This is a genomic window from Bradyrhizobium sp. CIR18 (assembly GCF_014198295.1).
In the GTDB taxonomy this organism is placed as follows: Bacteria; Pseudomonadota; Alphaproteobacteria; order Rhizobiales; family Xanthobacteraceae; genus Bradyrhizobium.
Window position 1 is genome coordinate 147,332 of sequence record NZ_JACIHF010000002.1, and the last position, 22,178, is coordinate 169,509.

General features: G+C 64.4%; 24 protein-coding genes, 1 pseudogene and 1 riboswitch. Of the genes and pseudogenes, 6 read left to right on the forward strand and 19 right to left on the reverse strand.

Annotation, left to right across the window (positions count from 1 at the left end; all coding sequences use genetic code 11):
* Positions 1–81 precede the first annotated feature (81 nt).
* The 3 genes from GGD65_RS09225 to GGD65_RS09235 form a co-directional block, all read right to left on the reverse strand.
* Positions 82–333 (reverse strand): hypothetical protein, encoded by a 252-nt coding sequence (locus GGD65_RS09225; RefSeq protein WP_183235082.1) that lies wholly within the window; start codon positions 331–333, stop codon positions 82–84.
* Positions 334–571: 238 nt separating this feature from the next.
* Positions 572–832 carry a hypothetical protein gene (locus GGD65_RS09230; RefSeq protein ID WP_183235083.1) on the reverse strand — a complete coding sequence of 87 codons (261 nt, stop codon included), beginning with the start codon at positions 830–832 and terminating at the stop codon, positions 572–574.
* 151 nt (positions 833–983) lie between these two features.
* Complete coding sequence (locus tag GGD65_RS09235) at positions 984–1,367, reverse strand: RidA family protein (protein ID WP_018318612.1); 384 nt, start codon at positions 1,365–1,367, stop codon at positions 984–986.
* Between the two features lie 477 nt (positions 1,368–1,844).
* On the opposite strand from GGD65_RS09235, the gene GGD65_RS09240 reads away from it, so the two are divergent.
* Positions 1,845–2,279 (forward strand): hypothetical protein, encoded by a 435-nt coding sequence (locus GGD65_RS09240; protein ID WP_018318613.1) that lies wholly within the window; start codon positions 1,845–1,847, stop codon positions 2,277–2,279.
* A 123-nt stretch (positions 2,280–2,402) separates the two neighbouring features.
* On the opposite strand, the gene GGD65_RS09245 is transcribed toward GGD65_RS09240, so the two are convergent.
* Both GGD65_RS09245 and GGD65_RS09250 read right to left on the reverse strand, forming a co-directional pair.
* Entirely contained in the window at positions 2,403–3,098 is a 696-nt protein-coding gene (locus tag GGD65_RS09245; RefSeq protein WP_183235084.1) for a glutathione S-transferase family protein, read from the reverse strand.
* Positions 3,099–3,340: 242 nt separating this feature from the next.
* Positions 3,341–3,987, reverse strand: a pseudogene (locus tag GGD65_RS09250) (glutathione S-transferase family protein).
* A gap of 334 nt (positions 3,988–4,321) precedes the next feature.
* Between GGD65_RS09250 and GGD65_RS09255 the strand changes: the two are divergent.
* Entirely contained in the window at positions 4,322–4,759 is a 438-nt protein-coding gene (locus GGD65_RS09255) for a VOC family protein (protein WP_018318616.1), read from the forward strand.
* A gap of 332 nt (positions 4,760–5,091) precedes the next feature.
* Here GGD65_RS09255 and GGD65_RS09260 read toward each other — a convergent pair whose 3' ends face one another.
* Entirely contained in the window at positions 5,092–5,604 is a 513-nt protein-coding gene (locus GGD65_RS09260; RefSeq protein ID WP_018318617.1) for a uracil-DNA glycosylase family protein, read from the reverse strand.
* A gap of 119 nt (positions 5,605–5,723) precedes the next feature.
* Here GGD65_RS09260 and GGD65_RS09265 point away from each other — a divergent pair, with 119 nt between their 5' ends.
* Positions 5,724–6,179 carry a hypothetical protein gene (locus tag GGD65_RS09265; protein ID WP_018318618.1) on the forward strand — a complete coding sequence of 152 codons (456 nt, stop codon included), beginning with the start codon at positions 5,724–5,726 and terminating at the stop codon, positions 6,177–6,179.
* A 139-nt stretch (positions 6,180–6,318) separates the two neighbouring features.
* On the opposite strand, the gene thiC is transcribed toward GGD65_RS09265, so the two are convergent.
* The 6 genes from thiC to GGD65_RS09295 form a co-directional block, all read right to left on the reverse strand.
* Positions 6,319–8,217, reverse strand: a complete 1,899-nt coding sequence (thiC, locus tag GGD65_RS09270) for a phosphomethylpyrimidine synthase ThiC (RefSeq protein ID WP_183235085.1) — start codon at positions 8,215–8,217, stop codon at positions 6,319–6,321.
* 180 nt (positions 8,218–8,397) lie between these two features.
* Positions 8,398–9,006 carry a thiamine phosphate synthase gene (locus GGD65_RS09275; RefSeq protein WP_183235086.1) on the reverse strand — a complete coding sequence of 203 codons (609 nt, stop codon included), beginning with the start codon at positions 9,004–9,006 and terminating at the stop codon, positions 8,398–8,400.
* On the reverse strand, positions 8,993–9,775 hold the full coding sequence (locus GGD65_RS09280) for a thiazole synthase (protein ID WP_183235487.1): 783 nt from the start codon (positions 9,773–9,775) through the stop codon (positions 8,993–8,995). Before GGD65_RS09280 ends, GGD65_RS09275 begins: the two co-directional genes overlap by 14 nt.
* A 164-nt stretch (positions 9,776–9,939) precedes the next feature.
* Positions 9,940–10,137 carry a sulfur carrier protein ThiS gene (thiS, locus tag GGD65_RS09285; RefSeq protein WP_028145578.1) on the reverse strand — a complete coding sequence of 66 codons (198 nt, stop codon included), beginning with the start codon at positions 10,135–10,137 and terminating at the stop codon, positions 9,940–9,942.
* Complete coding sequence (locus GGD65_RS09290; protein WP_183235087.1) at positions 10,128–11,138, reverse strand: FAD-dependent oxidoreductase; 1,011 nt, start codon at positions 11,136–11,138, stop codon at positions 10,128–10,130. The genes thiS and GGD65_RS09290 overlap by 10 nt, the downstream gene beginning before the upstream one ends.
* Positions 11,126–11,254, reverse strand: a riboswitch (TPP riboswitch). Its footprint overlaps the gene before it by 13 nt.
* A 177-nt stretch (positions 11,255–11,431) precedes the next feature.
* A complete protein-coding gene (locus tag GGD65_RS09295) occupies positions 11,432–11,989 on the reverse strand; it encodes a lytic transglycosylase domain-containing protein (RefSeq protein WP_092253535.1) in 558 nt (185 codons plus the stop codon).
* Positions 11,990–12,231: 242 nt separating this feature from the next.
* Between GGD65_RS09295 and GGD65_RS09300 the strand changes: the two genes are divergently transcribed.
* A complete protein-coding gene (locus GGD65_RS09300) occupies positions 12,232–12,432 on the forward strand; it encodes a hypothetical protein (protein ID WP_018318626.1) in 201 nt (66 codons plus the stop codon).
* A gap of 1 nt (position 12,433) precedes the next feature.
* On the opposite strand, the gene GGD65_RS09305 is transcribed toward GGD65_RS09300, so the two are convergent.
* Both GGD65_RS09305 and GGD65_RS09310 read right to left on the reverse strand, forming a co-directional pair.
* Positions 12,434–13,756 carry an ATP-binding protein gene (locus GGD65_RS09305; RefSeq protein ID WP_183235088.1) on the reverse strand — a complete coding sequence of 441 codons (1,323 nt, stop codon included), beginning with the start codon at positions 13,754–13,756 and terminating at the stop codon, positions 12,434–12,436.
* Between the two features lie 14 nt (positions 13,757–13,770).
* A complete protein-coding gene (locus GGD65_RS09310; RefSeq protein WP_092253529.1) occupies positions 13,771–14,550 on the reverse strand; it encodes a response regulator in 780 nt (259 codons plus the stop codon).
* Between the two features lie 180 nt (positions 14,551–14,730).
* On the opposite strand from GGD65_RS09310, the gene GGD65_RS09315 reads away from it, so the two are divergent.
* Positions 14,731–15,303, forward strand: a complete 573-nt coding sequence (locus GGD65_RS09315; protein ID WP_018318629.1) for a hypothetical protein — start codon at positions 14,731–14,733, stop codon at positions 15,301–15,303.
* Between the two features lie 231 nt (positions 15,304–15,534).
* Positions 15,535–16,065: a PRC-barrel domain-containing protein gene (locus tag GGD65_RS09320; RefSeq protein ID WP_179736250.1), complete on the forward strand. Its 531-nt coding sequence runs from the start codon at positions 15,535–15,537 to the stop codon at positions 16,063–16,065.
* A gap of 105 nt (positions 16,066–16,170) precedes the next feature.
* Here GGD65_RS09320 and GGD65_RS09325 read toward each other — a convergent pair whose 3' ends face one another.
* From GGD65_RS09325 to GGD65_RS09345, 5 genes are all read right to left on the reverse strand, one after another.
* Positions 16,171–17,382, reverse strand: coding sequence for an ABC transporter substrate-binding protein (locus GGD65_RS09325; RefSeq protein ID WP_179736248.1), 1,212 nt, complete (start codon positions 17,380–17,382; stop codon positions 16,171–16,173).
* A 368-nt stretch (positions 17,383–17,750) separates the two neighbouring features.
* Positions 17,751–18,578, reverse strand: a complete 828-nt coding sequence (locus GGD65_RS09330; protein ID WP_183235089.1) for an ABC transporter permease — start codon at positions 18,576–18,578, stop codon at positions 17,751–17,753.
* Positions 18,575–19,837, reverse strand: coding sequence for an ABC transporter permease (locus GGD65_RS09335; protein WP_183235090.1), 1,263 nt, complete (start codon positions 19,835–19,837; stop codon positions 18,575–18,577). Before GGD65_RS09335 ends, GGD65_RS09330 begins: the two co-directional genes overlap by 4 nt.
* Positions 19,838–19,859: 22 nt before the next feature.
* Positions 19,860–20,918 (reverse strand): ABC transporter substrate-binding protein, encoded by a 1,059-nt coding sequence (locus GGD65_RS09340; protein ID WP_183235091.1) that lies wholly within the window; start codon positions 20,916–20,918, stop codon positions 19,860–19,862.
* A gap of 42 nt (positions 20,919–20,960) precedes the next feature.
* Positions 20,961–22,070 (reverse strand): ABC transporter ATP-binding protein, encoded by a 1,110-nt coding sequence (locus GGD65_RS09345; protein WP_183235092.1) that lies wholly within the window; start codon positions 22,068–22,070, stop codon positions 20,961–20,963.
* Positions 22,071–22,178 lie beyond the last annotated feature (108 nt).

Genomic DNA, 22,178 nt, shown 5'->3' on the forward strand with positions numbered 1-22,178 from the left:
GCCCACCCTACGGCATCTCGGAAAAACAAGCGGGCAAGGACGCATGGTCCTTGCCCGCTCTTCGTCCGCCGATCGAAAATCTTACCAGGTGCACTGACCGTTCTTCAGCGCGGCATCCTTCACCGCGAGGGCGTCGATGAAGGTCGGCACGGATGCGCTGGCGCGATGATAGCCGGCCGGCCACGGTGTGGTCGAGATGCTCTCGTCCCAGATCTGGCACAGGCCCGTGTCCTGCCAGCGGATCAGGTGATAGCTGGCTTCCGCAGGGCTCGCCGCGACGAAGGCGGTGACGGCAAGACCGGCGGCAGCGCACAGCACGGAAATACGACGCATGATCAGCTCCTCAAATGAATGATGTGATGTGCCTCCCGGCAATGACGGGGAGGGCTGGTGCGGGACGTCTTGGGGAATGCGCCCCGGACAAGATGTGAGTAGTTCCGCAGGCCGGTCAGGTTCAAAGCGCGCGGGCGGGACATGGCTGAATTCGGCCGGAAAGCGCGCGGGTCCCGCCAAAAGAAGAAGGCGGATCGCTCGCGCGACCCGCCCTCGAAATCCGGTCCGTTGCAAAAGCTCAGAGCGTGCAGCGGCGCTCGGTGCGCATCTTGATCTGGACGTCGGAAGCGGCCTGGAAGGTCGGGAGCGGCTTGCTGACGACCTTGTAGGTCGACACCCCAATTTGAAGCGGCTTGTATTGCAGGTCCTCGTTCCAGACCTGGCAGATGCCGGTGTTGTCCCAGCGGATCACGTAATAGCCGACCTTGGCGGATGCGGGCACGGCGAACACGGAACTTGCGATGCCGGCAACGGCACAGAGGGCGAGAACGCGACGCATGAAATATCTCCTTGTGGGGAAGTGGGACGCAAAAATTCGTGCGGTAAAAGCAGGCCCTTTGCAAGCTGGTGAGCTGCCGTTCACGGACATGTCAGCTGTTCCCCAAGCATTTGGTTCGGCCGCGTGCCCGGCAAGCCACACGCTCCGTGGCTCACTTCGCCAGCGAGGCCACCGCCTCGATCTCGATCAGCATCTTCGGATCGGGCAGGGCCTGCACCACGCAGGTGGTGCGGGCCGGATAGGGCGGCGGGCCGAAGGCGCCGGCATAGAGCGCGTTCATGGCGGCGACGTCGGAGGCGCGGGTCAAGAGCACGTTGACCTTGACGAGGTCGCGGACACCGGCGCCGGCCTCGTCCAGCACGCGCTTGATGTTGACGACGACATTGGCGAACTGCGCCTCGAAACCGTCGGGCAGCGCACCATTGGCATCGAAGCCCGGAATGCCCGAGACGAACAGGAGATCACCGACGCGCGTCGCAAAGGACAGCGGCGGCGCCTTAACATGCGGCGGGGGCGCGAAATGCTGGATCGGCATGGCATCACCTCGAATTAGGAGCGGGCGCGTAGCCCGCATGAGCGTAGCGACATGCGGGAGACTTGCAATCGGGTTGCGGAGACGGGCAAGAACAAAAACGCGAAAACAACCCCATGCACAGTAGAGATCATGCGGAGATCATTGAGTTTTTTATAATTCGATAAAGGCTAAACACTCAAGTTGCTCCGTCGGGCAAAACAAGGGCAGAATGGGATGATGGCGATGCGCGACCTTGTGCCCGAGCCTCCGCCGTCATGCCCCGGCTTTGACCGGGGCATCCAGTACGCCGCGGCCTCTCGGCTCAATCACCGCCGCCTCTGGTACTGGATCGCCCGGTTGAACCGGGCGATGACTGTTGAGTGCGACGCTGCACCTTGTGTCTCAGGGCAGTCCCATCATGTTGCCGCCGCGATCGATCGGATAGATTCGATGCGTCTGATTCGAATCCCCCTTGAAAAATAGCCCCCGGAGACGCCCATGAAGATTGCATCCACCTTCCGCGCCGCGCTGGTCGCCATTGCCGCCCTGGCCGGGCTCTCGACCTCGGCGATGGCCGACAGCGGTTTCGTGACGCTGACGATCTACAAGGCCGGCTGGATCATCGGCGGCTCAGGCGGGAGCGGCGTGCTCAACTTCCGCGGCCGCACCTATGGGCTCTCCACCGGCGGCCTCGACTACGGCCTCGTCTTCGGCGGTTCAAAGACGGTGCTGCGCGGCCGCGTCTCCAACATCAACCGTCCCTCCGATGTCGCCGGGGTCTACGGCGCCGCCGGGGCGGGCCTCGCCGTTGGCGCCGGCGCCCGTGCCATCGTGCTCACCAACCAGAAGGGCGCCGTGCTGGAGCTGACGGGCACGCAGGTCGGGTTGATGGCGAATGCGGATCTCAGCGGCCTCGCGATCACGATGCGGTAGGCCAGGGTGCCGTAGGGTGGGTTAGCCGCTTGGCGTAACCCACCACTTCTGTCACCGCGGAAAGAGAAGAGGTGGGTTACGCGCATCGGCCCGCGCTTCGCGCAGCCGCTGCGCTAACCCACCCTACGATTTTCCGACCGCCGCATGAATCCGCTCGCAATGCGCGACGAGATTCTTCTGCGCATCCACGAACGCCTTCAGCGGTGTCGGGATCGGAAAATAATAGATGTTCGCGACAAAGCCGTAGATGCCGGCATCGACGCTCGTTGGCGCCGCGCCGTGCACGAAGCCCGCGGCGGGTGCGATCTCGGCCAGCACCTGCAAATCGGCGAGCCCGCGCGCGTAAGCCTGCTCCGGCGTATAGCGGCCGATGCCCTGGTAATGATAGCGCTGCGCATTATACGCCTTCGCCTTCTCGAATCCTTCCGCACTCACTTGCGGATGCTGCGCAATGAAGCCGTCGCGGAACGCCGGATAGAAGCGCTCGTCCTTCCAGCGCGAATACGACATCACCCAATAGAGATCGTCGAGCATGCGCGTGACGAGGAGATTGGTGCGACGCTGCTCCGGTGAAAGTCCGGCATCGATGGTGAGGCGATATTTCGCGATCGCATGCGCGATGATGGTCTCGCTGTCGCCGATAGTCTCGCCGTCGTCGACGACGTAAGGCAGCTGCCCGCGCGGTGCGGCCGAGGCATCGAAGATATGCTCGTGCACGAACGACACGCCTGCGAGCTTGAGGAAGGCGTAGACCTTGAGGCCGTAGCCGTTGTTGTCGGCGACGCCGAACAGTTGCGGGTAGGAATAGAGGGTCAGCATGGGCGGGCTCCCTGGGGTGGCGGAGGCCAGCATGAAGGGGCGCTGGGGTGCATGCAATGGGGAGAAGACGGAGCAGGTGCGTCGTTCGAAGCTCTCGTAGGGTGGGTTAGCCGTTCACAAACTCGATCTCCCAACACGATTCCGGCGCAAGGCGTAACCCACCAAGTCTGCATCCGCGGCGACAGAAGCGGTGGGTTACGCCACGCGGCCTGCGCTTTGCGCAGCCGCGCGGCTAACCCACCCTACGAACGCGATGCAGCCTTGAACACCGCAAGCTGCGCATCGAAGGCGCGCTGGAACGCCGGCCGCGCTTCACCGCGCGCGATATAGGCGGCGATCTCAGGATATTCGTCCAGCAGGCCAGATGTGTTCAGCCGCCGCAGCACCGTCACCATCATGAGATCGCCGGCGCTGAAGGCGCCGTCGAGCCAGTCGGCTTCACTGATGTGGCGGGACAGTTCGCCGAGCCTGGTGCGGACGCGATCCTGCAAGCCGGGCAGCCGCTCCGCGTACCAGCTCCTGTCGCGCTCGAACAGCATGGCCATGCCGACTCGACGATCGGCGGCTCCAGCGTGTTCAGCGCGGCAAACATCCACGCGATCGCGCGGCTCCTGGCGTTGGCGTCATCAGGCAGCAATCCGGCATGACACTCGGCGATGCGCAGCACGATCGCACCGGTTTCGAACAGGGCGAGATCGCCATCCTCGAAGGTTGGAATCTGCCCGAACGGATGCAGCGCCAGATGCGCCGGCTGCTTCATCGCCGCGAACGAGACGAGGCGGACATCGTAGGGCTGGCCGACCTCCTCCAGCGCCCAGCGAACCCGCATGTCGCGCGCCTGCCCGCGGCCGCGGTCGGGTGAGTTTTCGAAGGCGGTGATGGTGGGCATGGGAGGCTCCGGGGTGGTTGCGGTGTTGGTCCAAAGGACGAATGGTGGGGGCGGATTCCGACAATGCGCCCGCTTTCATTTTAGTCGCAGCTTTTTGCTCCACCCAAGGTGTCGTCCCGGCGAAGGCCGGGACCCATACCGCGTGATCGCCGTGTTGCGGACGGTCGCAGTACCGAGCAACCAGTCTCCGCCAAACTCCTCCCTGTGGTTATGGGTCCCGGCCTTCGCCGGGACGACGGCGGAGTGGAAAAAGTGGGGCTCCCTGTCGGAATGCCGCGCGCTCTTTCGTCCTTGGGACACCGGCGCCGCGCCCGAGCCGAAAGGAGCCCCATTCATGACCTCGATCACGCCGTTTCTCTGGTTCGACAACAACGTCCCCGAGGCCGTCGCGTTCTACAAATCGGTGTTTCCCAATGCCAAGGTCGAGACCGTCAGCGACTTCATGGCGGTGTTCGAGCTCGAAGGCCAGCGCTTCCACGCGCTCAATGGCGGGCCGCACTACCGCTTCAACGAGGCGGTGTCGTTCTTCATCAGCGTCGAGACGCAAGAGGAGGTCGATTACTTTTGGCAAGCGCTCACCGCCGACGGCGGCGAGGAATCGAGGTGCGGCTGGCTCAAGGACAAATTTGGCCTGTCCTGGCAGGTGATCCCGACGGCGCTCGGCCGCTATCTCGGCGACCCCGACCGCACCAAGGCGAACCGCGTGATGCAGGCGATGATGGGGATGCGGAAGATCGTGATCGCGGAGCTCGACAAGGCGTATGCGGGGTGAGGCGACGGTGCCGTAGGGTGGGCAAAGGCGCGCTCTTCGCGCCGTGCCCACGCACTGCTGGGACTCGCGAAGAAATCGTGGGCACGGCGCTGACGCGCCTTGCCCACCCTACGAGGCTTCGTGTTTGAGCAGGACCTCGAGTCAAACCCACGATGTCGTCCCGGCTTAGTGCGTAATTGCGCACGGGGGCCGGGACCCATACCGCGTGATTTATGTGTTGCGGATGGTCGTAGTACCGGGCGACCAGTCTTCGCCAAACTCCTCCCTGGGGTTATGGGTCCCGGCCTGCGCCGGGACGACGGCGGAGTGTGACGCGCTATCATTCGCCGATCCTACGCCGCGATCCAAGCCGCCAACTCCCGCCACGGCTCCAGTGTCCAACTCCCCGACGCTGCACCGGACGGCGAGGGCAGCACGAAAATCTCCGGCCAGCTCCCATCCCGCTCTTGCCGCCCCAGCGCAATCGACGCCGACGGCCGGCCGTAAAACAGGCTCGCCGCCTTCTTGCTCGTGAACGCAATCGTCCGCGGCCGGTACTTTTCCATCTTCGCCCTGAAGCCCGGCACGTCGATCGCCTCCGCCGCGATCTGGTGATCCATCCCCGCGCCCGACTTGGAGAGATCGGTGAAGCCGATCCCGAGCTCGATCAACTCCGCAAACTCGCTTGGCTGATAGCGCCGCGGCGTGATCCCGGCCTCATGGATCGCCCGCCAGAAACGGTTGCCGGGATGGGCGTAGTAATGCCCGAGCTCAGCCGAGCGCGTCGAGGCGGCAGTGCCGACGAAGACGAGGCGGAGGTTGGGGCGGAGTTGGTCGGGGAGGCGGTGGGGAGTGGGCCCGGGCAATGTCAATGATCCACGTGTAGCCCGCATGAGCGGAGCGATATGCGGGACGACAAAGACACCAGACCTCGCTACGCTTATCCAGCTTTGCCTACCGGCGGTAAAACGGGAAGACGATAGAAATGGCAATTGGATTTAGCGAACGCTTTGATTTTGGTCCCATCATAGGATGGGAACTCTATCAGGTGACGATCGACAAGTATCACATCATGTTCTGGTTTGAGGACGAGCATGCCTTGTTGAATGTCGCGGACCGTTTCTCGTTTCGATCCTCCGATGGTGCGGTCAATTTCTCTTACGAGATCTACGGCAACGAAAAATCCTTGAATGTTGATCGCATTCTACGAACGAAAATCGTCGAGACGAGGATTGTCAGCAAGGATCAGCTCGATCTCATGTTTGAAAATGGAGACGTGCTATCCATCTACGATAATCCAGAGCTTAGGTCCTGGTGGTTCCTCGGCGGTCGCCAAAATGATCCGGTCATCCAGAGAACGGGTTGGTCACTTGCAATCGGAGATCGAGATCCAGAGGACCTCACAGAGCAAGAGTACCAAGGTCGGCGCACCCAATGTTAACCGCTGGCCGCATGTTTCTAGCATCTTGTTTGATCGACGCCGTGCCAAATTAAAAGAGGCCAGGCTTTTGCCCGGCCTCTCAATTTTCGGATGGATGCCCGGGGCAAGCCCGGGCATGACGACAAGCGCGTGAAGCCCCTCACAGCACCCGATTGCTCTCCTTCACCTTCTCCGCATCCAGATAAACGCTGCTCCCCATCTCCTTGAACTTCGCGCTCATCTTGGCCATGCCGTCCTCGGCGGTGCCGCTGATCGACATGCCCACGCTGTTCGGATCGTTCAGCGTCGCCGCGTAGTCCCGCACGTCCTGGGTGATCTTCATCGAGCAGAATTTTGGGCCGCACATCGAGCAGAAATGGGCGACCTTGTGGGCTTCCTTGGGCAGGGTCTCGTCGTGGAAGTTCTTCGCGGTATCCGGATCGAGGCCGAGGTTGAACTGGTCGCTCCAGCGGAAGTCGAACCTCGCGCGGGAGAGGGCGTCGTCGCGCAGTTGCGCGGCGGGATGGCCCTTGGCGAGATCGGAAGCGTGGGCTGCGATCTTGTAGGTGATGACGCCGGTCTTGACGTCGTTGCGGTCGGGCAGGCCGAGATGCTCCTTCGGCGTGACGTAGCAGAGCATGGCGCAGCCGAACCAGCCGATCATGGCCGCGCCGATCCCTGAGGTGATGTGGTCATAGCCCGGCGCGATGTCGGTGGTCAGCGGTCCAAGCGTGTAGAACGGGGCTTCGCCGCACTCCTTGAGCTGCTTGTCCATGTTGATCTTGATCTTGTGCATCGGCACGTGGCCGGGGCCTTCGATCATGACCTGGCAGCCCTTGTCCCACGCGATTTTTGTCAATTCGCCGAGCGTTTCGAGTTCGGCAAATTGTGCGCGATCATTCGCGTCGGCGATCGAGCCGGGGCGCAATCCATCACCCAGCGAGAACGAGACGTCATACTTGCGCATGAGGTCGCAGATCTCGTCGAAATGCGTGTAGAGGAAGCTCTCCTTGTGATGCGCCAGGCACCACTTCGCCATGATCGAGCCGCCGCGAGAGACGATGCCGGTGACGCGGCTGGCGGTGAGGTGGATGTATTGCAGGCGCACGCCGGCGTGGATGGTGAAATAGTCGACGCCCTGCTCGCACTGCTCGATCAGCGTGTCCTTGTAGAGCTCCCAGGTCAGCTTGACGGGATCGCCGTTGCACTTCTCCAGCGCCTGATAGATCGGCACGGTGCCGATCGGCACCGGCGAGTTGCGCAAGATCCATTCGCGCGTGGTGTGGATGTTGCGGCCGGTCGACAGGTCCATCACGGTGTCGGCGCCCCAGCGGATCGCCCACACCATCTTCTCGACCTCTTCCTCGACCGACGACGTCACCGCCGAGTTGCCGATATTGGCGTTGATCTTGGTCAGGAAGTTGCGGCCGATGATCATCGGCTCGAGTTCGGAATGGTTGATGTTGGAGGGGATGATGGCGCGGCCGCGCGCGATCTCGTCGCGCACGAACTCCGGGGTGATGAAGGCGGGCACCGAAGCGCCGAAGCTCTCGCCGTCGGCGAGGGCTGCTTCCGCGCGCTCGAGCTGCTGCTTGCGGCCGAGGTTTTCGCGGGCGGCGACGTAGATCATCTCCTTGGTGATGATGCCGGCGCGGGCGAATTCGAGCTGGGTGATCTTGTGGCCGTCGAGGCCGCGCAGCGGCTGGTGATAGGCGCTGAACGCGCGCGCGGCGTTGTCGGTGGAGACGCTGCCGTTGTCCTCCGGCTTGATCTGCCGGCCCTGATATTCCTCGACGCCGCCGCGCTCCAGCACCCATTGCTTGCGATTGCGGGCAAGGCCGGCGTTGACGTCGATCGTCACGCTCGGATCGGTGTAGGGGCCCGAGGTGTCGTACACCGGCAGGTTCGGCTCGCCCGCGCCTTCGGACAGGATGATCTCGCGCAAGGGCACGCGCAGATCGGGCGCAGCGTCCGGCGAGGCGAAGATTTTTCGCGAGGAGGGCAGGGGGCCGGTGGTGACGGCGGGGACGGTTTTCTCGGGATTGGAGCGGATGTTCATGGGATCCTCCGGTTTAATTCGTTAGTTTCGCTGCGCGAGAGGCAAATGCAGCTGTCATCCCCGCGAAAGCGGGGATCCAGTATTCCGCGGCAGTGCGGCTAGAGCCGAGAAGCCGCGGCGTACTGGATCGCCCGGTCAAGCCGGGCGATGACAGTGGGGTGTGGGGAGAGAGTGGGGGCATCACGCAGCCTCCGTGGACAGGCCGAGCCATTGCCGCACGCGGGCATCGGGGTCGGCGTTTTGCGTCACGTCGGACACCACCGCGATGGAATCCGCGCCCGCCGCAAAGATCTCCGCGGCTTGCTCGAACTTGATGCCGCCGATCGCGACCAGCGGAATGGCGCCGATGCGCTTCTTCCATTCGGTGATCTTCGGAATGCCCTGCGGCTCGAAGCGCATCGATTTAAGCGTGGTGAAGAAGATCGGGCCGAGCGCGACATAGTCGGGCTTGGCCTCGAGTGCGGTTTCAAGCTCGGCATCGTCATGAGTGGAGATGCCGAGCGAAAGGCCGGCCTCGCGGATGGCCTTGAGGTCGGCTTCCGCCAGATCCTCCTGGCCGAGATGCAGATATTTCGCGCCGGCGACGACGGCGGCGCGCCAATAGTCGTTCACGACCAGCCTGGCTTGCGTGTCCTTGGTGATCGCCAGCGCGTCGGTGACGATCTGCAGCGCGTCGGCGTCGTTGAGCTCCTTGGCGCGCAGCTGGATGGTGCCGACGCCGAGCTTTGTCAGTCGCTCGACCCATTTGAGGCTGTCGACGACGGGATAAAATCGATCAGGATACGGCATGCCAGAACGGAGTCCCAACGACAGGGGTGGAGGGGGAGGCGAAGTCGCGGGCGTTCATCAGCCCGGCTTCATAAGCGGTGCGGCCGGCATCACAGCCGAGGCGGAAGGCGTTCGCCATCGCGACGGGATCGGCGGCTTTTGCGATCGCGGTGTTGAGCAGCACGGCGTCATAGCCGAGCTCCAGCGCCTCGGCCGCGTGGCTGGGCGCACCGATGCCGGCGTCGACCACCAGCGTGATGTCGGGCAGCCGCTCGCGCAGCAGCTTGAGCGCGTCACGGTTGGTGATGCCCTTGGCGCTGCCGATCGGAGCTGCCCACGGCATCACCACCTTGCAGCCGGCATCGATCAGGCGGTTGGCGACCGAGAGATCCTCGGTGCAATAGGGGAACACTTCAAAGCCGTCCTTGATCAGGATGGTGGCGGCTTCGACGAGGCCGACGACATCGGGCTGCAGCGTGTCGTTGTCGGCGATCACCTCGAGCTTGATCCAGCTCGTCCCGAACAATTCGCGCGCGAGCTTTGCCGTGGTCACGGCCTCGCGCACGCTGCGGCATCCCGCGGTGTTCGGCAGCACGGTGACGTCGAGCTCGCGGATCAGCTTCCAGAACGCGTCCCCGGTCTTGCCGCCGGCGGATTCGCGCCGCAGCGACACCGTGACGATGTTCGAGCCGGAGGCGCGGATCGCTTCCTGCATGATCGCAGGCGAGGGATAGAGCGCGCTGCCGATCAGCAGGCGGGAGGCGAAGGATTTGCCGTAGAAGGTCACCATGGCTTCAATTTCCTTGCGGGCGACTTGCACAGACCGTCATCCTGAGGTGCGCGCACTTGCGCGCCTCGAAGGATGACAGCGCCGCTTGCGGCCATCCTTCGAGGCGAGCCGAAGACGGCTCGCACCTCAGGATGACGGCGTCGTTTGTGGCGACAGGCATCACCTCACCCTCCCTGCCGCGGCGTGATGATCTCGATCTCGTCGCCGGCTTTCAGCGCCGTCTCGGCCCAGCGGCTCTTCGGCACGACGTCGTAGTTCAGCGCGATCGCAAAATGCGTGCCCTCGTAGTCGAGCTCCGAGAGCAGCGCATCGACGCTTCCCGAAGTCACCTCGCGCTGCTCGCCGTTGACGATCAAACGCATCGCATCACCTCGTTGTCGATCTGGCCGCGCTCGACATAGGCGAGCGTCAGCTCGGCGAGCGCCGGCGCGATCAGGAAGCCGTGGCGGTAGAGTCCGTTGACGGAGATCGTCTTACCGCGAATGCCGATGCGCGGCAGATTGTCGGGGTAGGCGGGACGCAGCCCCGAGCCGAATTCGACGATGCGGGCCTCGCCGAAGGCGGGGTGCACGGCGTAAGCGGCGCCCAGTAGCTCCAGCGCGGAGCGGACGCTGACGCCGGTGTCCTCGGCCTCGATCGAGGTCGCGCCCAGCATGAACAGATTGTCCTCGCGCGGGATCACGTAAAGCGGCCAGCGCGGATGCATCAGCCGCACCGGGCGCGCCAGCTGCACCTCGTCTGTCTCGATCAGGATCATCTCGCCCTTGACGCCGCGAAGCTCGCTCTGCTCGTCGCGGGCGCCAAGGCCGCGGCAGTCGATCACGATGCCGTCGAGATCCCCGGCTGCGACGTCGCTGGAGAACTTGATGGTGCCGCCGGCGGCGCGGATGCGATCGTGCAACTGCGGCAGCACGCGGCGCGGCTCGACATGGCCCTCGGCCGGGAAGAACAGCGCGTCGCGGAAGCGGCCCTCCAGCGAGGGTTCGAGCGCGGCGAGGCCTGAGGCATCGAGCCGGCGGTGGTCCTCGGTCATGCGCGCAAAACGCTCGAAATCGTTGCGTTCGCGCGGATGGGCGACGACCAGCGAGCCGTTGAAGGGCGTGTCGGGCAGCTCGCGCCGCCAGAGGTCGAGCGAGCGCAGCCCCAGGCGGCTGATGATGGGTTCGGCGACCTCGGCCTCGCAATAGGGCGCGAGCATGCCGCCGGCCCAATGGCTGGTGGCGTCCGTCATCGCCTCGTCACCGCGCTCGTGCAAGGTCACGGCATGGCCGGCCTGCGCGAACAGCAGGGCTTGCCAGGCTCCGGCGATGCCTGCGCCGATGATGGATACCGGTGAATCCGGTCGCTTGGTCGTTTGCAACATCCCTGTCCCTTCGCCGGCATGACCCGGATCAGGTTCAAAGGGTCACCGCGGTCCTGGGCGGTATTGCCCATTTAGCGGTATCTCAGCTCCTCCTCGGAGCACCCCTCGGAACGGCTCTAATGTATGCCACGGAGGCGGGGTGGTCAACGCGTGTTGCGGGAACCCTCATGCCCCGGACGCAGCGCATCACGCAGTGCTGCGCTGCTGAGCCGGGGCCCATGCTGATGCAGGGATGCTGGTCCCGGCTCTGCGCAGCAACGCTACGAGCTGCAGCGCGTCCGGGACACGAGCGGCTATTGCGAGGCTTGCGCCCGCGCATTGCGGACACGCTGGGCCAGCTTCCTGTGCGGAGTGGCGCCGAACATCGGCTGCGGGTTGCCGTTGGGCTCGAGCCAGGGTTGGCCCATATTGCCCATATTGGTATCGCCCATATTGGCGATTTGCACGGCCTGCTGCCGCTGGCGTTTGGCGGCGTAGTAATAGCCGCCGGCGAAATAACGCACGGCCCGGGCATGGTCGCCATTGGCGGCGCGATAGGCGCCGGCGAGGTATTTCACGGCATAAGTGAGGTTGGTGTTGGGATCGCGCAGGCCGGCGGCGTCGCCGGTGTAGCCGACCCCGCGGGCGGTCGCGAGCTTGATCTGCATCAGCCCGATGGTGCCGCCGCGGCCGACGAGGTGCGGCTGGTAGCGGCTCTCGCGCATGATCACGCGATGCACCAGCGCTTCCGGCACGCCGTTGGCGCGGGCATGTGCCGCGACCATCTCGGCATATTCGGCTTCGCCCGCAACTGCGGCCTGCGGCAATGTCAATCCGGCCGCGAGCAGCGCGGCAATGCATAAAATTTTCATCAGATATCCCTGAGGTCCCCTAGGTGACCTGCGCCCAGCCGCCGTTAGGCCTTCCGAACGCGGCGATGATGTGACCAAACGCCGCCATCGCCCGATTTTGCGGTGCCGAGCCGCGGTTACGACTCAAAGCTGGCGCAAGAGAGCTTCGGGGACGGACGATCCCCGCTCGCGGCAGCACGCCTGTCTATTCGCGCGTGCCAGCGAAAGCGAGTAAGAAGACGCTGCAAATCGGGAGAGGTGCCATGACAAAAGCAAACCTCGGCGACATCCCCAGACAGAACCCCTGTGCTCAATGCGGCACGCCGATTCCAAAGCCTGACTGGATCGAGCCGGGCGAGGGACGCGTCTCCTATCTCTGGAATTGCCACGCCTGCAATTATCGCTTCGAGGCCGTGGCTATCTTCGACGAGACCGCGATCGAGCACCCGCCGCTCGCGGCTTGAGTCAGGCGGCGAGCCGCGGCTGCTGCCAGAGCGGCAATTGCATCCGTACGATCAGTCCATGTGGGTTGCGGTCGTGCAGCGACAGCTCGCCGCCATGGGCGAGCGCGATGGCGCGCGCGATCGACAGGCCGAGCCCGAAGCCGGTGGATTCGTCCATGGTGCGCGCATCGTCGCCGCGCACGAACGGCTCCAGCATCTCCTGCTTTCGCGCATCCGAAATGCCGGGGCCGTCGTCCTCGACGTCGATGACGAGCGTGGTGCCCGAGATGTCGAGGCGGATCGTCACCTCGGCGCCGAAGCGCACCGCGTTCTCGACCAGGTTGGTGACGCCACGATGCAGATCGTCGGGCCGCGCGGCGGCGGTCGCGGACGCCGGCCCGTCATAATGCACGACATGGCCCATGTCGCCGAACTGGTCGGCGACGAGCTGCAGCGTGCTGGCGATGTCGACCAGCGTGACCGCCTCGACCTTGCGGTCGTTGCGCAGCAGCGACAGCACCGATTCCAGCATCGCGCGCATCTGGTCGAGGTCCATCAGCATGCGCTTGCGGTTGCCCTCGTCCTCGATGAATTCGGCGCGCAGGCGCAGCCGCGTGATCGGCGTGCGCAGATCGTGGCTGATCGCGGCGAGCATCCGGGTGCGATCCGACATCAGCCGGGCGATCCGCTCATGCATGCGGTTGAGCGCGCGCGCCACCGAGCGGATCTCTTCCGGGCCGCGCTCCGGCAGCGGCTCCGCCTCGCCGTCGACGCTGAAATTCTCGGCGGCCTTGGCGAAAGACGATAGCGGTGCTGCCAGCGCGCGCGCCGCCCACAGGCCGAGCACGCTGACGCAGATGAAGGCGGTCATCAGCGCCGTCAGCCAGGGGCCGCCCCAGAACCACGGGCGCGGGCCGCCCTCGACATGTCCGGCGATCACGGTGCCGTCGGGCAACTCGACGCCGACGCGGGATGCTGTGCCGCCCGAGGTCAGCTGGACCGCCCTGTAGCCGCGTCCGAGATGACGGCGCATCCCGCGCAGATGCTGATTGTCGCTCTCTGCGACGCTTGCGGTGCCAGGCGCGAGCATTTCGATGCCGAGCTTGGGGAAGGCGCGCGCGAGATCGGCGACGAGGCGCGGACGCTCGCCGGCCTCGGCCGAGCCGAGCAGCAGCGCGGCATCGGTCAGCTGATGCGCTCCGTCCGGCGGCGTGTCGGGGCGGTCGGGCCGGCTGATCAGGAAGGCGGTGGTGACGACGAGATGGAGCGCGACGGTCGAAGCCAGCACCAGCGCGGCGATCTGCCCGCCGATCCCCTTGAGGTGGAAGAATCCGATCGGCTTCATCGTTGGCGTCCCCTTCAACTGCTCAGGGGCGCCGCAACCGCTTCAATGCTCGCTGCTTGAGTGCCTTGAGGACTCGCCACCTGCGTTCGCGGCGTGAACAGATAGCCGCCGGAGCGCACCGTCTTGATGAGAGTGGGATCGGTTGGATTGGGCTCGATCTTGCGGCGGATGCGGCTGACCAGCACGTCGATGGAGCGTTCGAACGAACCGGTGCTGCGCCCTTGCGTGAGGTCGAGCAGGCTGTCGCGCGACAGCACGCGGCCGGGCCGTTCGCAGAACGTGCGCAAGAGATCGAATTCGGCGCTGGTCACCGCGACGCGTGCGCCTTCGGGATTGCGCAATTCGCGCAGGCGCAGGTCGATGTGCCAGCCCTCGAAGGTGAGCGTGGAGGCGCCTTCGATCGAGCTCGCCGCCTGGGCCGCGGCCTGGCGGCGCAGCACCGCGTTGATGCGGGCGAGCAGCTCGCGCGGGTTGAACGGTTTCGGCAGATAGTCGTCCGCGCCCATCTCCAGGCCGACGATGCGGTCGACGTCCTCGCCGCGCGCGGTCAGCATGATGATCGGCGTCTGCGCCTCGGCACGCACCTTGCGGCACAGGCTGAGGCCGTCCTCGCCCGGCAGCATGACATCGAGGATGATGAGGTCGACGCGGTGATCGGCCATGGCGCGCGACATCTCGCGGCCGTCGCTCACGGCGGTGACGTTGCAGGCGTTGTTGCGCAGGTACTTCGCAATCAACGTCCGGGTTTCGCGGTCGTCTTCGACGACCAGGATGTTGGGATTGGGAACGGCCATGCGCTTTGTTTGTCCAGGATTCGGGCCAAATGGCGAAGATTTTTGTTTCGGATTGTTTCTGCCGGGCTTCCCGCAACAGGCGGCAATCGCGCCATCGCGAAGCGGCAAGGTCTCGTTAAGGCCGTTAACCATAGCGTGGCGTGGTCCGCGACGAAACCCCGCAAAATCCACGGAGCCATCATGACCTCGATTTCGGCGGCCTCCGCCAACAACCACCCCTCGCCGCTGCAGCGGCTGCAGCAGGAATTGCAATCGGAAGTGTCCGCCGGCACGATCTCGTCGTCGGACCAGTCAGCGCTCTCGACGGCGCTGACCGACATCGACACGGCACTCCAGCAGAGCCGCTCGAGCGACCAGTCGAGCGGCACGCGTCCCTCCAAGGAGGACATGAAGTCGAAGATCGACGACCTCATCTCGAACGAGGTGTCGAACGGCACGCTGACCTCGGACCAGGCCGAAGCGCTCAAGGGCGTGTTTCAGTCCGCCTTCGCGAGCGGTCCGGGCGGGCCGGGTGGCGCCGCCGGTGCAGGCGGACCTCCGCCCGGTCCGCCGCCGGACGACAGCGCTTCGGATTCGGCGTCGTCTGCGGACTCGACCAGCAGCACGTCGACCGATGCCTCCACGGCCGAGATTCTCCAGCAGTTCCTGCAGGCGCTGCAGCAGTCGCAATCATCGAGCTCGTCCTACGGCGCCAACGGCAGCTCGTCCGGCAATTCCGACCTCTCCGCGCTTCTGATCGACTACAAGAGCTGACCCTGAGCGACGCGGGTCGGCGCGAGTCCTCGCCACGATCGTGCTTCACCCAGGGCGCATGATCGTCGGCGGGGAACCGTGCGCCGCAAAATGTTCCTGGGTGACGCAGGAACAGTCCCTGCGAGGTTTCCGCACTCGCGCATCGCGCGACGAAATTGCGGCGCGCACGGAACTGCGTGTGATCAGCGCTGTTTTCTCCACACGAGTTTTTTCTGTGAAGGAGAGGACAACATGCTGACGAAATCCATCGCCGCCGGCCTCGCCGGCACCGCACTGCTTGCGACCATTGCGTTCGCGCAATCGCCGACCGCCACCACCGACAAGGCGCCGACCGCGGCAACCGCGACGACGGCCACCACGACCGCTTCCGGCGAGTGGCGTACGTCGAAGATGTCGGGCCTGAAGGTCTATAACGAGGCCAACGAGAACATCGGCTCGATCAACGAGCTGCTGATGGACAAGAGCGGCAACGTCAAGATTGCCGTGATCGGCGTCGGCGGCTTCCTCGGCATGGGCGAGCATCTGGTCGCCGTGCCCTATGAGAAATTGAAGTTCGTCAACGAAGCCGTCGCCTATACCGGCACTGGCACGAACCCGGGCGCCAAGCCCGCCGCATCCACCACGACAGGCGCTGCGACCGGCACCGACAGGCCGGCTGCGACCACGACGTCGTCCACCTCGAAGTGGTATCCGGACCACGCCGTGTTCAATGCCAGCAAGGACGAGCTGAAGAACATGCCGGAGTTCAAGTACGCGGAGTAATGCAGCCCGCGTAACTGCCTAAACGAAGCGCGCCTGGTTTTCGCCGGGCGCGCTGTCGTGTCTATTTCTTACCTCGTCCCGCTAGCGGGGCGAGGGAGACGGCTCTCAGTGCGTCACCAGCGGGCAGCCGCCCTTGTCGAGCGGGCGGAAGGCCTCGTCGCCGGGCACGGTGGCGATCAGCTTGTAGAGGTCCCACTCTCCCTTGGATTCCTCGGGCTTCTTGACCTCGAACAGATACATGTCGTGGACCATGCGGCCATCGATGCGGATCTTGCCGCCTCTGGCGAAGAAGTCGTTGACCGGCGTCTTGCGCATCTGCTCCATCACCTTCGGCGCCTCGTCGCTCTTGATGGCGTCGATCGCCTTCAGATAGTGCATGGTCGCCGAGTAGAGCCCGGCCTGGATCATGGTCGGCATGTGGCCGACCTTCTCGTTGAAGCGCTTGGAGAAGGCGCGGGTCTCCTCGTTCATGTCCCAGTAGAAGGCGTCGGTGACGATCAGGCCTTGGGTTGCCTTGATGCCGAGCGAATGCGTGTCGGTGATCTCCTGCAGGAGCGCGATCATCTTCTGGCCGCCCTGGGTCAGGCCGAACTCGGACGCCTGCTTCAACGCGTTGGTGGTGTCGCCGCCGGCATTGGCCAGCGCGACCACCTTGGCCTTGGAGGCCTGGGCCTGGAGCAGGAACGAGGAGAAATCCGACGAATTGAGCGGATGGCGGACTTCGCCGAGCACCTTGCCGCCGCTCTCCTTGACGACGTTGGCGGCGTCGCGCTGCAGCGCCATGCCGAAGGCGTAGTCGGCGGTGACGAAGAACCAGCTATCCTCGCCGCGCTTGACCATCGCCTTGCCGGCGACGTTCGACAGCGCATAGGTGTCGTAGGTCCAGTGCACGGTGTTGGGCGAGCAGGCGGTGCCGGTGATGTCGGACGAGCCGCCGCCGGAATTGATGTTGATCCTGTTCTTCTCGCGCGTCAGCGCCGAGACCGGCAGCGCCACCGATGACGTCGGCACGTCGAAGATCGCGTCGACTTTGTCGTTGTCGTACCAGTTGCGGGCGATGTTGACGCCGACGTCGGGCTTGTTCTGGTGGTCGGCGGCGACCACCTGCACGGGCTTGCCCGCGACCTTCGCGCCGTAATCGGCGACCGCCATCTCGACGGCGGCGAGCGAGCCCTTGCCGGTCGCGTCCGCGTAGAGGCTGGACATGTCCGTGAGCACGCCGATCTTGACGACATCGTCGGAAATCTGCGCCTGCGCCGCGCCGGACGTAGCGGCGAGGGCGAAACCGGCCGCGACGGCGGCGATGAGTTTTTGCATGGTTGTTCTTCTCCCCGTGTTGTTGTTCGGGCTTTGTTGCGGGGACTGTTCTAGCGACAATCGACCGCGGCAGCTAAGCGATGCGCGCCATAGCGGAATGCAAAAAGAGAAGGGGCGGGCAGTGTTCCCTTCGCCTCTCCCCGCAGCTGATGAGGCTCAGCAGGATCAGCGAGCTCAGGATCGTAGGGTGGGCAAAGGCGCACTTGCGCCGTGCCCACCATCTCAGCATGATCGAGGGACATGGTGGGCACGCTTCCGCCTTCGCTCTTCGAGCTACGGCGGACAAGTCGCTTTGCCCACCCTACGATACTGCCGTCGTCCTTGCGAAGACTTCCCCTCACCCTGCAATCGTGGAGAAGGAAGAGCGCTCAGTCGCCACCCTTGAGCCGTTCATTGCGGCGGCGCAGGCCTTCGAGGGTGGCGAGGAGGATCACCGAGACCGCCGTCAGGATCACCGCCGCTGCCGTAATCGTCGGGCTGATGTTCTCGCGGATGCCGCTGAACATTTCGCGCGGCAGGGTGCGCTGCTCGGGACCTGCCATGAACAGAACGATCACCACCTCGTCGAAGCTGGTTGCGAAGGCGAACAATGCGCCCGAAGCGAGGCCGGGCAGGATCAGCGGCAGGATCACACGGCGAAACGCCTCCAGCGGCGAGGCGCCGAGCGAGGCGGCGGCGCGCGAAAGATTGGTGTCGAAGCTCTGCAGCGTCGCGCCGACAGTGATCACCACGAAGGGCGTCGCCAGCGCGGTGTGGGCCAGGATCAAGCCGAGATAGCTGCCGGTCAGCCCGATCGGCGCGAAGAAGAAATACAGGCCGACCGCGGTGATGACGCCGGGAACGACGACCGGCGACAGCACGAAGGCCAGCACGAGCGGCTTGAACCTACTCTTCCACTGCGCCAGGCCGAGCGCCGCGAGCGTGCCGAGCACCATGGACAGCAGCGTCGAGGCGACGCCAATGATCATGCTGTTCTTCAGCGAATTCATCCAGCGCGGCGAGCTGATGAAGTCGTGGTACCAGCGCAACGACAGGCCCGGAAGCGGATAGGTCAGGTACGAGCCCGAACTGAAGGACAGCGGCATGATCGCCAGGATCGGCGCGATCAGGAAGATGAACACCAGCGCGGAGACAATGATGGTTGCGGTCCACGCAATGCGCTGGCTCGGCGTGCGGAGGGAAGCATTGTCGCTCAATTCTTCATGCCTCCCGTGACCTGCTGGCCCTGCACCAGCTTGCCGTAGACCAATGCCAGCAGAATGGTGGCGAGCAGCAGCACCGCACCGAGCGCCGAAGCAACACCCCAATTGGCTGTTTCGGTGGTGTAGAGCGCGATGAAGTAGCTGATCATCTGATCGGCGGCGCCGCCGATGAGGGCCGGTGTGATGTAGTAGCCGAGCGCGAGGATGAAGACGAGCAGGCTTCCTGCGCCGATGCCGGACAGCGTCTGCGGCAGGTAGATCCTCAAGAAAGCGGTGAACGGCGGCGCGCCGAGCGAGGCGGCGGCACGCATGTAAGCAGGCGAGATCGCCTTCATGCTGCTGTAGAGCGGCAGGATCATGAAGGGCAGGAGAACGTGGGTCATCGCCACGCAGACGCCGAAGCGGTTGTAGATCAGGCGCAACGGCTCGTCGATGATGCCGAGCCAGTGCAGGCTGTCGTTCACGACGCCCTTGCTTTGCAACAGCACGATCCAGGCGCAGGTGCGAACCAGGAGCGACGTCCAGAACGGCAGCAGCACGAAGATCATCAGCAGGTTCGATCGTCCCGGCGGCAGTGTCGCCAGGAGGTAGGCGACCGGGAAGCCGAGGATCAGGCAGAGCGCGGTGACGCTGAGGCTGATGATAAAGGTGCGGGTGAACAGGCTGCGATAGATGGCCTGGTCCGGCGGGGCCGCGACGATCGCGCCGTCGACGTTCCTGACCAAGTCGAGCGCCGCCAGCAGGTAGAAGCCCGTGATGGGGCCGCTGGCGTCCCTGATGGTCGTCCAGGTGGCGCGTTCGCGCCAGGCCGCATTGATCTTGCCGAGCGTCTCCTTGGCCGAGCCTGGCTCCGGCATCGTCTTCAGATTGCGTGCCGTGCTGGTCAGGATCGTGCGAAAACCGTTGAGTGCGTAATTCAGCCGCTTCGCCGCAATCGCGATGGTGCCAGAGGCGCGCGCCGCCACGATGTCGCTTGCCAGCGCAGCGTACGCCTTTTCGTCCGGCAGGTCCTTGCCGTCCCAATCGGCGAGAGCCGCGACGGTCTGCGGCAGAACCTGACGCACCTCCCTGTCATCGACCGCGCGCCACAGCATGCCGGCGATCGGGCCTGCAAAGGTGAAGAGCAGAAAGACGAGAAGCGGCAGGACCAGCGCCAATGCCTTGACCTGGCGTGTCCGCTCCGCGCGCCTCAATCGGCGCTTGAGCGGCACCTCGGTCGACGCATTGCCGCCGGTCAAGAGCGCATCCGTCATGGGGCGAGCCTTGCGGCGCGCGCTATTTCGCGGCCCATTTGTTGAAGCGCTCGGTCAGGCGGTCGATGTTCTCGAGCCAGAAGCCGACGTTGATCTCGACCGCGTTCTTGATGTTGTCAGGCGCCGTCGGCAGGTCCTTCAGAACGGCGGGCTGCAGCTTGCCGGCGGCGTCCTTGTTCGAGGTGCCGTAGGCAATGTTCTCGGAAAGCTTGGACTGGTTCTCCGCCTTGCCGACGAAATCCAGGAATTTGTAGGCCGCGTCCTTGTTCGGGCTGCCCTTCAGGATCACCCAGCTGTCGAGGGTGAACAGCGCGCCGTCCCAGACCATGCCGAAGTTCTTCTTCTCGTTCTTGTTCGCGGTATCGATGCGGCCATTGTAGACCGAGGTCATCGCGACTTCGCCAGAGGCGAGCAGCTGCGGCGGCTGGGCGCCGGCCTTCCACCAGACGAGGTCGCTCTTGATGGTGTCGAGCTTCTTGAACGCGCGGTCGACGCCCTCGTCGGTCGCCAGCACCTTGTATACGTCCTTCGGCGCGACGCCGTCGGCCATCAGCGCGATCTCCAGCGTGGTCTTCGGGCCCTGACGCAGGGCGCGCTTGCCCGGAATCTTCTTGGTGTCGAAGAAGTCGGCCCAGCCGCTCGGAGCCTGCTTCAGCTTGTCCTTATCGTAACCGAGCACGAAATCGTAGAGGATGGCGCCGACGCCGCAAGCGTTGACCGACGGCGGGATGTAAGCGGCCTCGCCGCCGATCTTGGAATAGTCCATCTTCTCGAACAGACCTTCCTCGCAGCCGACCGCCAGTTCGTCGCTCTCGACCTGTACGACATCCCAGGTGGCGGCGCCGCCCTGCACCTTGGCGCGCAGCACGCCGACGCCGCCGTCCCAGGACTCGTCATTCATGGCAATTCCGGCCGCCTTCTTGAACGGCTCGAAATAGACCTTCTTCTGGGCATCCTGATACGCGCCGCCCCACGACACGACGGTGAGATCACGCGCCTGCCCGACCGTGGCCAGCGCGGCGCTGGCGGTGAAGGCCGCGGCGAAACCCAGAGCAATCTTGCCAATCTTCAGCATGGTCATTGTTCCTTCTTCATATGCGTTGCATTGAGTTCGATCGCTGGATCAGACGGGATCGAGGGCGAGGCAGTCCTCGGGGCGAAAGGTGACGAACACGTTTGCACCATGTGTCAGGCTGTCATGTGCGCCGGGCTGAAGCTTGACCATGAATTCGGCATTCCCCGAGACATCCAGCACGGCCAGCGCGTGGTCGCCGAGATAGATGGTGTTCTGCACCTTGGCCGGCAGCCGGTTCGGTCCGTCACTGGAGCTGCCGTCCGGAATAATAGTGATCCGCTCCGGCCGCACCGACAGCGAGGTCGATGCGCCCGCGCCTGATATGTTGATCGCCCGCGCGGTGACAGTGCCGCCGCCAGCCAGCGCGACGCGGCAATAATCCTTGTCGACCGTCTCGACGGTGCCGGCCAGCACATTGTTCTCGCCGATGAAATGGGCGACGAAGCTGTTCACCGGGTGCTCGTACAGCGCGTCGGGCTTGTCGATCTGCTGCACGATGCCGTCATTGAACACGGCGATGCGGTCCGACATGGTGAGCGCTTCACTCTGATCATGGGTGACGTAAACGACGGTGATGCCCATCGTCTCGTGCAGTTGCTTGATCTCCAACTGCATCTGCTCCCGCAGGCGCTTGTCCAGCGCCCCTAGCGGCTCGTCCATCAGCACGAGTTGCGGATTGAAGACCAGCGCGCGCGCCAATGCCACGCGCTGCTGCTGGCCGCCGGACAGCTGTCCGGGCCGCCGGTGCGCCAGGTTTTCCATCTTGATCATGCGTAACGCCGACCCGACGCGCTCCTGCACGTCCGCCTTGTTCGTCTTGCGAACGGAGAGCGGGAAGGCGATATTCTCCGCGATCGTCAGGTGTGGAAACAAGGCATAGTTCTGGAACACCATGCCGATGTCGCGTTTGTGCGGCGGCATGTTCTTGATGGGCCGGCCTGACAGGTAGATCTCGCCATGGGTCGGAACCTCGAAGCCGGCCAGCATCATCAGCGTGGTCGTCTTGCCCGAGCCCGACGGGCCGAGCAGGGTGACGAACTCGCCCTTCCTGATGTCGAGGTCGAGGTTCTTCACCACGAGATGCTCGCCATCATAGGTCTTCTGAATGCCGGAGAAGCGCACCAGTGCCGGCGCAGGCGTGACCATGCCGGCTTCCATCTTGTCCCTCGCGTTACCCAATACAGTGCTGTCAGCACCTCATTCGAGGTTGCGAGGAACAGCTTAGCACCCTCCGATCAGAATGCCAGCGGCGCAACCGATCAAGAG

What these genes read in the sequence shown, in the direction of transcription:
- GGD65_RS09225 (WP_183235082.1), bottom strand. Translation starts at nt 333, where the DNA reads ATGCGTCGTATTTCCGTGCTGTGCGCTGCCGCCGGTCTTGCCGTCACC.
- GGD65_RS09230 (WP_183235083.1), bottom strand. Translation starts at nt 832, where the DNA reads ATGCGTCGCGTTCTCGCCCTCTGTGCCGTTGCCGGCATCGCAAGTTCC.
- GGD65_RS09235 (WP_018318612.1), bottom strand. Translation starts at nt 1,367, where the DNA reads ATGCCGATCCAGCATTTCGCGCCCCCGCCGCATGTTAAGGCGCCGCCG.
- GGD65_RS09240 (WP_018318613.1), top strand. Translation starts at nt 1,845, where the DNA reads ATGAAGATTGCATCCACCTTCCGCGCCGCGCTGGTCGCCATTGCCGCC.
- GGD65_RS09245 (WP_183235084.1), bottom strand. Translation starts at nt 3,098, where the DNA reads ATGCTGACCCTCTATTCCTACCCGCAACTGTTCGGCGTCGCCGACAAC.
- GGD65_RS09255 (WP_018318616.1), top strand. Translation starts at nt 4,322, where the DNA reads ATGACCTCGATCACGCCGTTTCTCTGGTTCGACAACAACGTCCCCGAG.
- GGD65_RS09265 (WP_018318618.1), top strand. Translation starts at nt 5,724, where the DNA reads ATGGCAATTGGATTTAGCGAACGCTTTGATTTTGGTCCCATCATAGGA.
- thiC (WP_183235085.1), bottom strand. Translation starts at nt 8,217, where the DNA reads ATGAACATCCGCTCCAATCCCGAGAAAACCGTCCCCGCCGTCACCACC.
- GGD65_RS09275 (WP_183235086.1), bottom strand. Translation starts at nt 9,006, where the DNA reads ATGCCGTATCCTGATCGATTTTATCCCGTCGTCGACAGCCTCAAATGG.
- GGD65_RS09280 (WP_183235487.1), bottom strand. Translation starts at nt 9,775, where the DNA reads ATGGTGACCTTCTACGGCAAATCCTTCGCCTCCCGCCTGCTGATCGGC.
- thiS (WP_028145578.1), bottom strand. Translation starts at nt 10,137, where the DNA reads ATGCGTTTGATCGTCAACGGCGAGCAGCGCGAGGTGACTTCGGGAAGC.
- GGD65_RS09290 (WP_183235087.1), bottom strand. Translation starts at nt 11,138, where the DNA reads ATGTTGCAAACGACCAAGCGACCGGATTCACCGGTATCCATCATCGGC.
- GGD65_RS09295 (WP_092253535.1), bottom strand. Translation starts at nt 11,989, where the DNA reads ATGAAAATTTTATGCATTGCCGCGCTGCTCGCGGCCGGATTGACATTG.
- GGD65_RS09300 (WP_018318626.1), top strand. Translation starts at nt 12,232, where the DNA reads ATGACAAAAGCAAACCTCGGCGACATCCCCAGACAGAACCCCTGTGCT.
- GGD65_RS09305 (WP_183235088.1), bottom strand. Translation starts at nt 13,756, where the DNA reads ATGAAGCCGATCGGATTCTTCCACCTCAAGGGGATCGGCGGGCAGATC.
- GGD65_RS09310 (WP_092253529.1), bottom strand. Translation starts at nt 14,550, where the DNA reads ATGGCCGTTCCCAATCCCAACATCCTGGTCGTCGAAGACGACCGCGAA.
- GGD65_RS09315 (WP_018318629.1), top strand. Translation starts at nt 14,731, where the DNA reads ATGACCTCGATTTCGGCGGCCTCCGCCAACAACCACCCCTCGCCGCTG.
- GGD65_RS09320 (WP_179736250.1), top strand. Translation starts at nt 15,535, where the DNA reads ATGCTGACGAAATCCATCGCCGCCGGCCTCGCCGGCACCGCACTGCTT.
- GGD65_RS09325 (WP_179736248.1), bottom strand. Translation starts at nt 17,382, where the DNA reads ATGCAAAAACTCATCGCCGCCGTCGCGGCCGGTTTCGCCCTCGCCGCT.
- GGD65_RS09335 (WP_183235090.1), bottom strand. Translation starts at nt 19,837, where the DNA reads ATGACGGATGCGCTCTTGACCGGCGGCAATGCGTCGACCGAGGTGCCG.
- GGD65_RS09340 (WP_183235091.1), bottom strand. Translation starts at nt 20,918, where the DNA reads ATGACCATGCTGAAGATTGGCAAGATTGCTCTGGGTTTCGCCGCGGCC.
- GGD65_RS09345 (WP_183235092.1), bottom strand. Translation starts at nt 22,070, where the DNA reads ATGGAAGCCGGCATGGTCACGCCTGCGCCGGCACTGGTGCGCTTCTCC.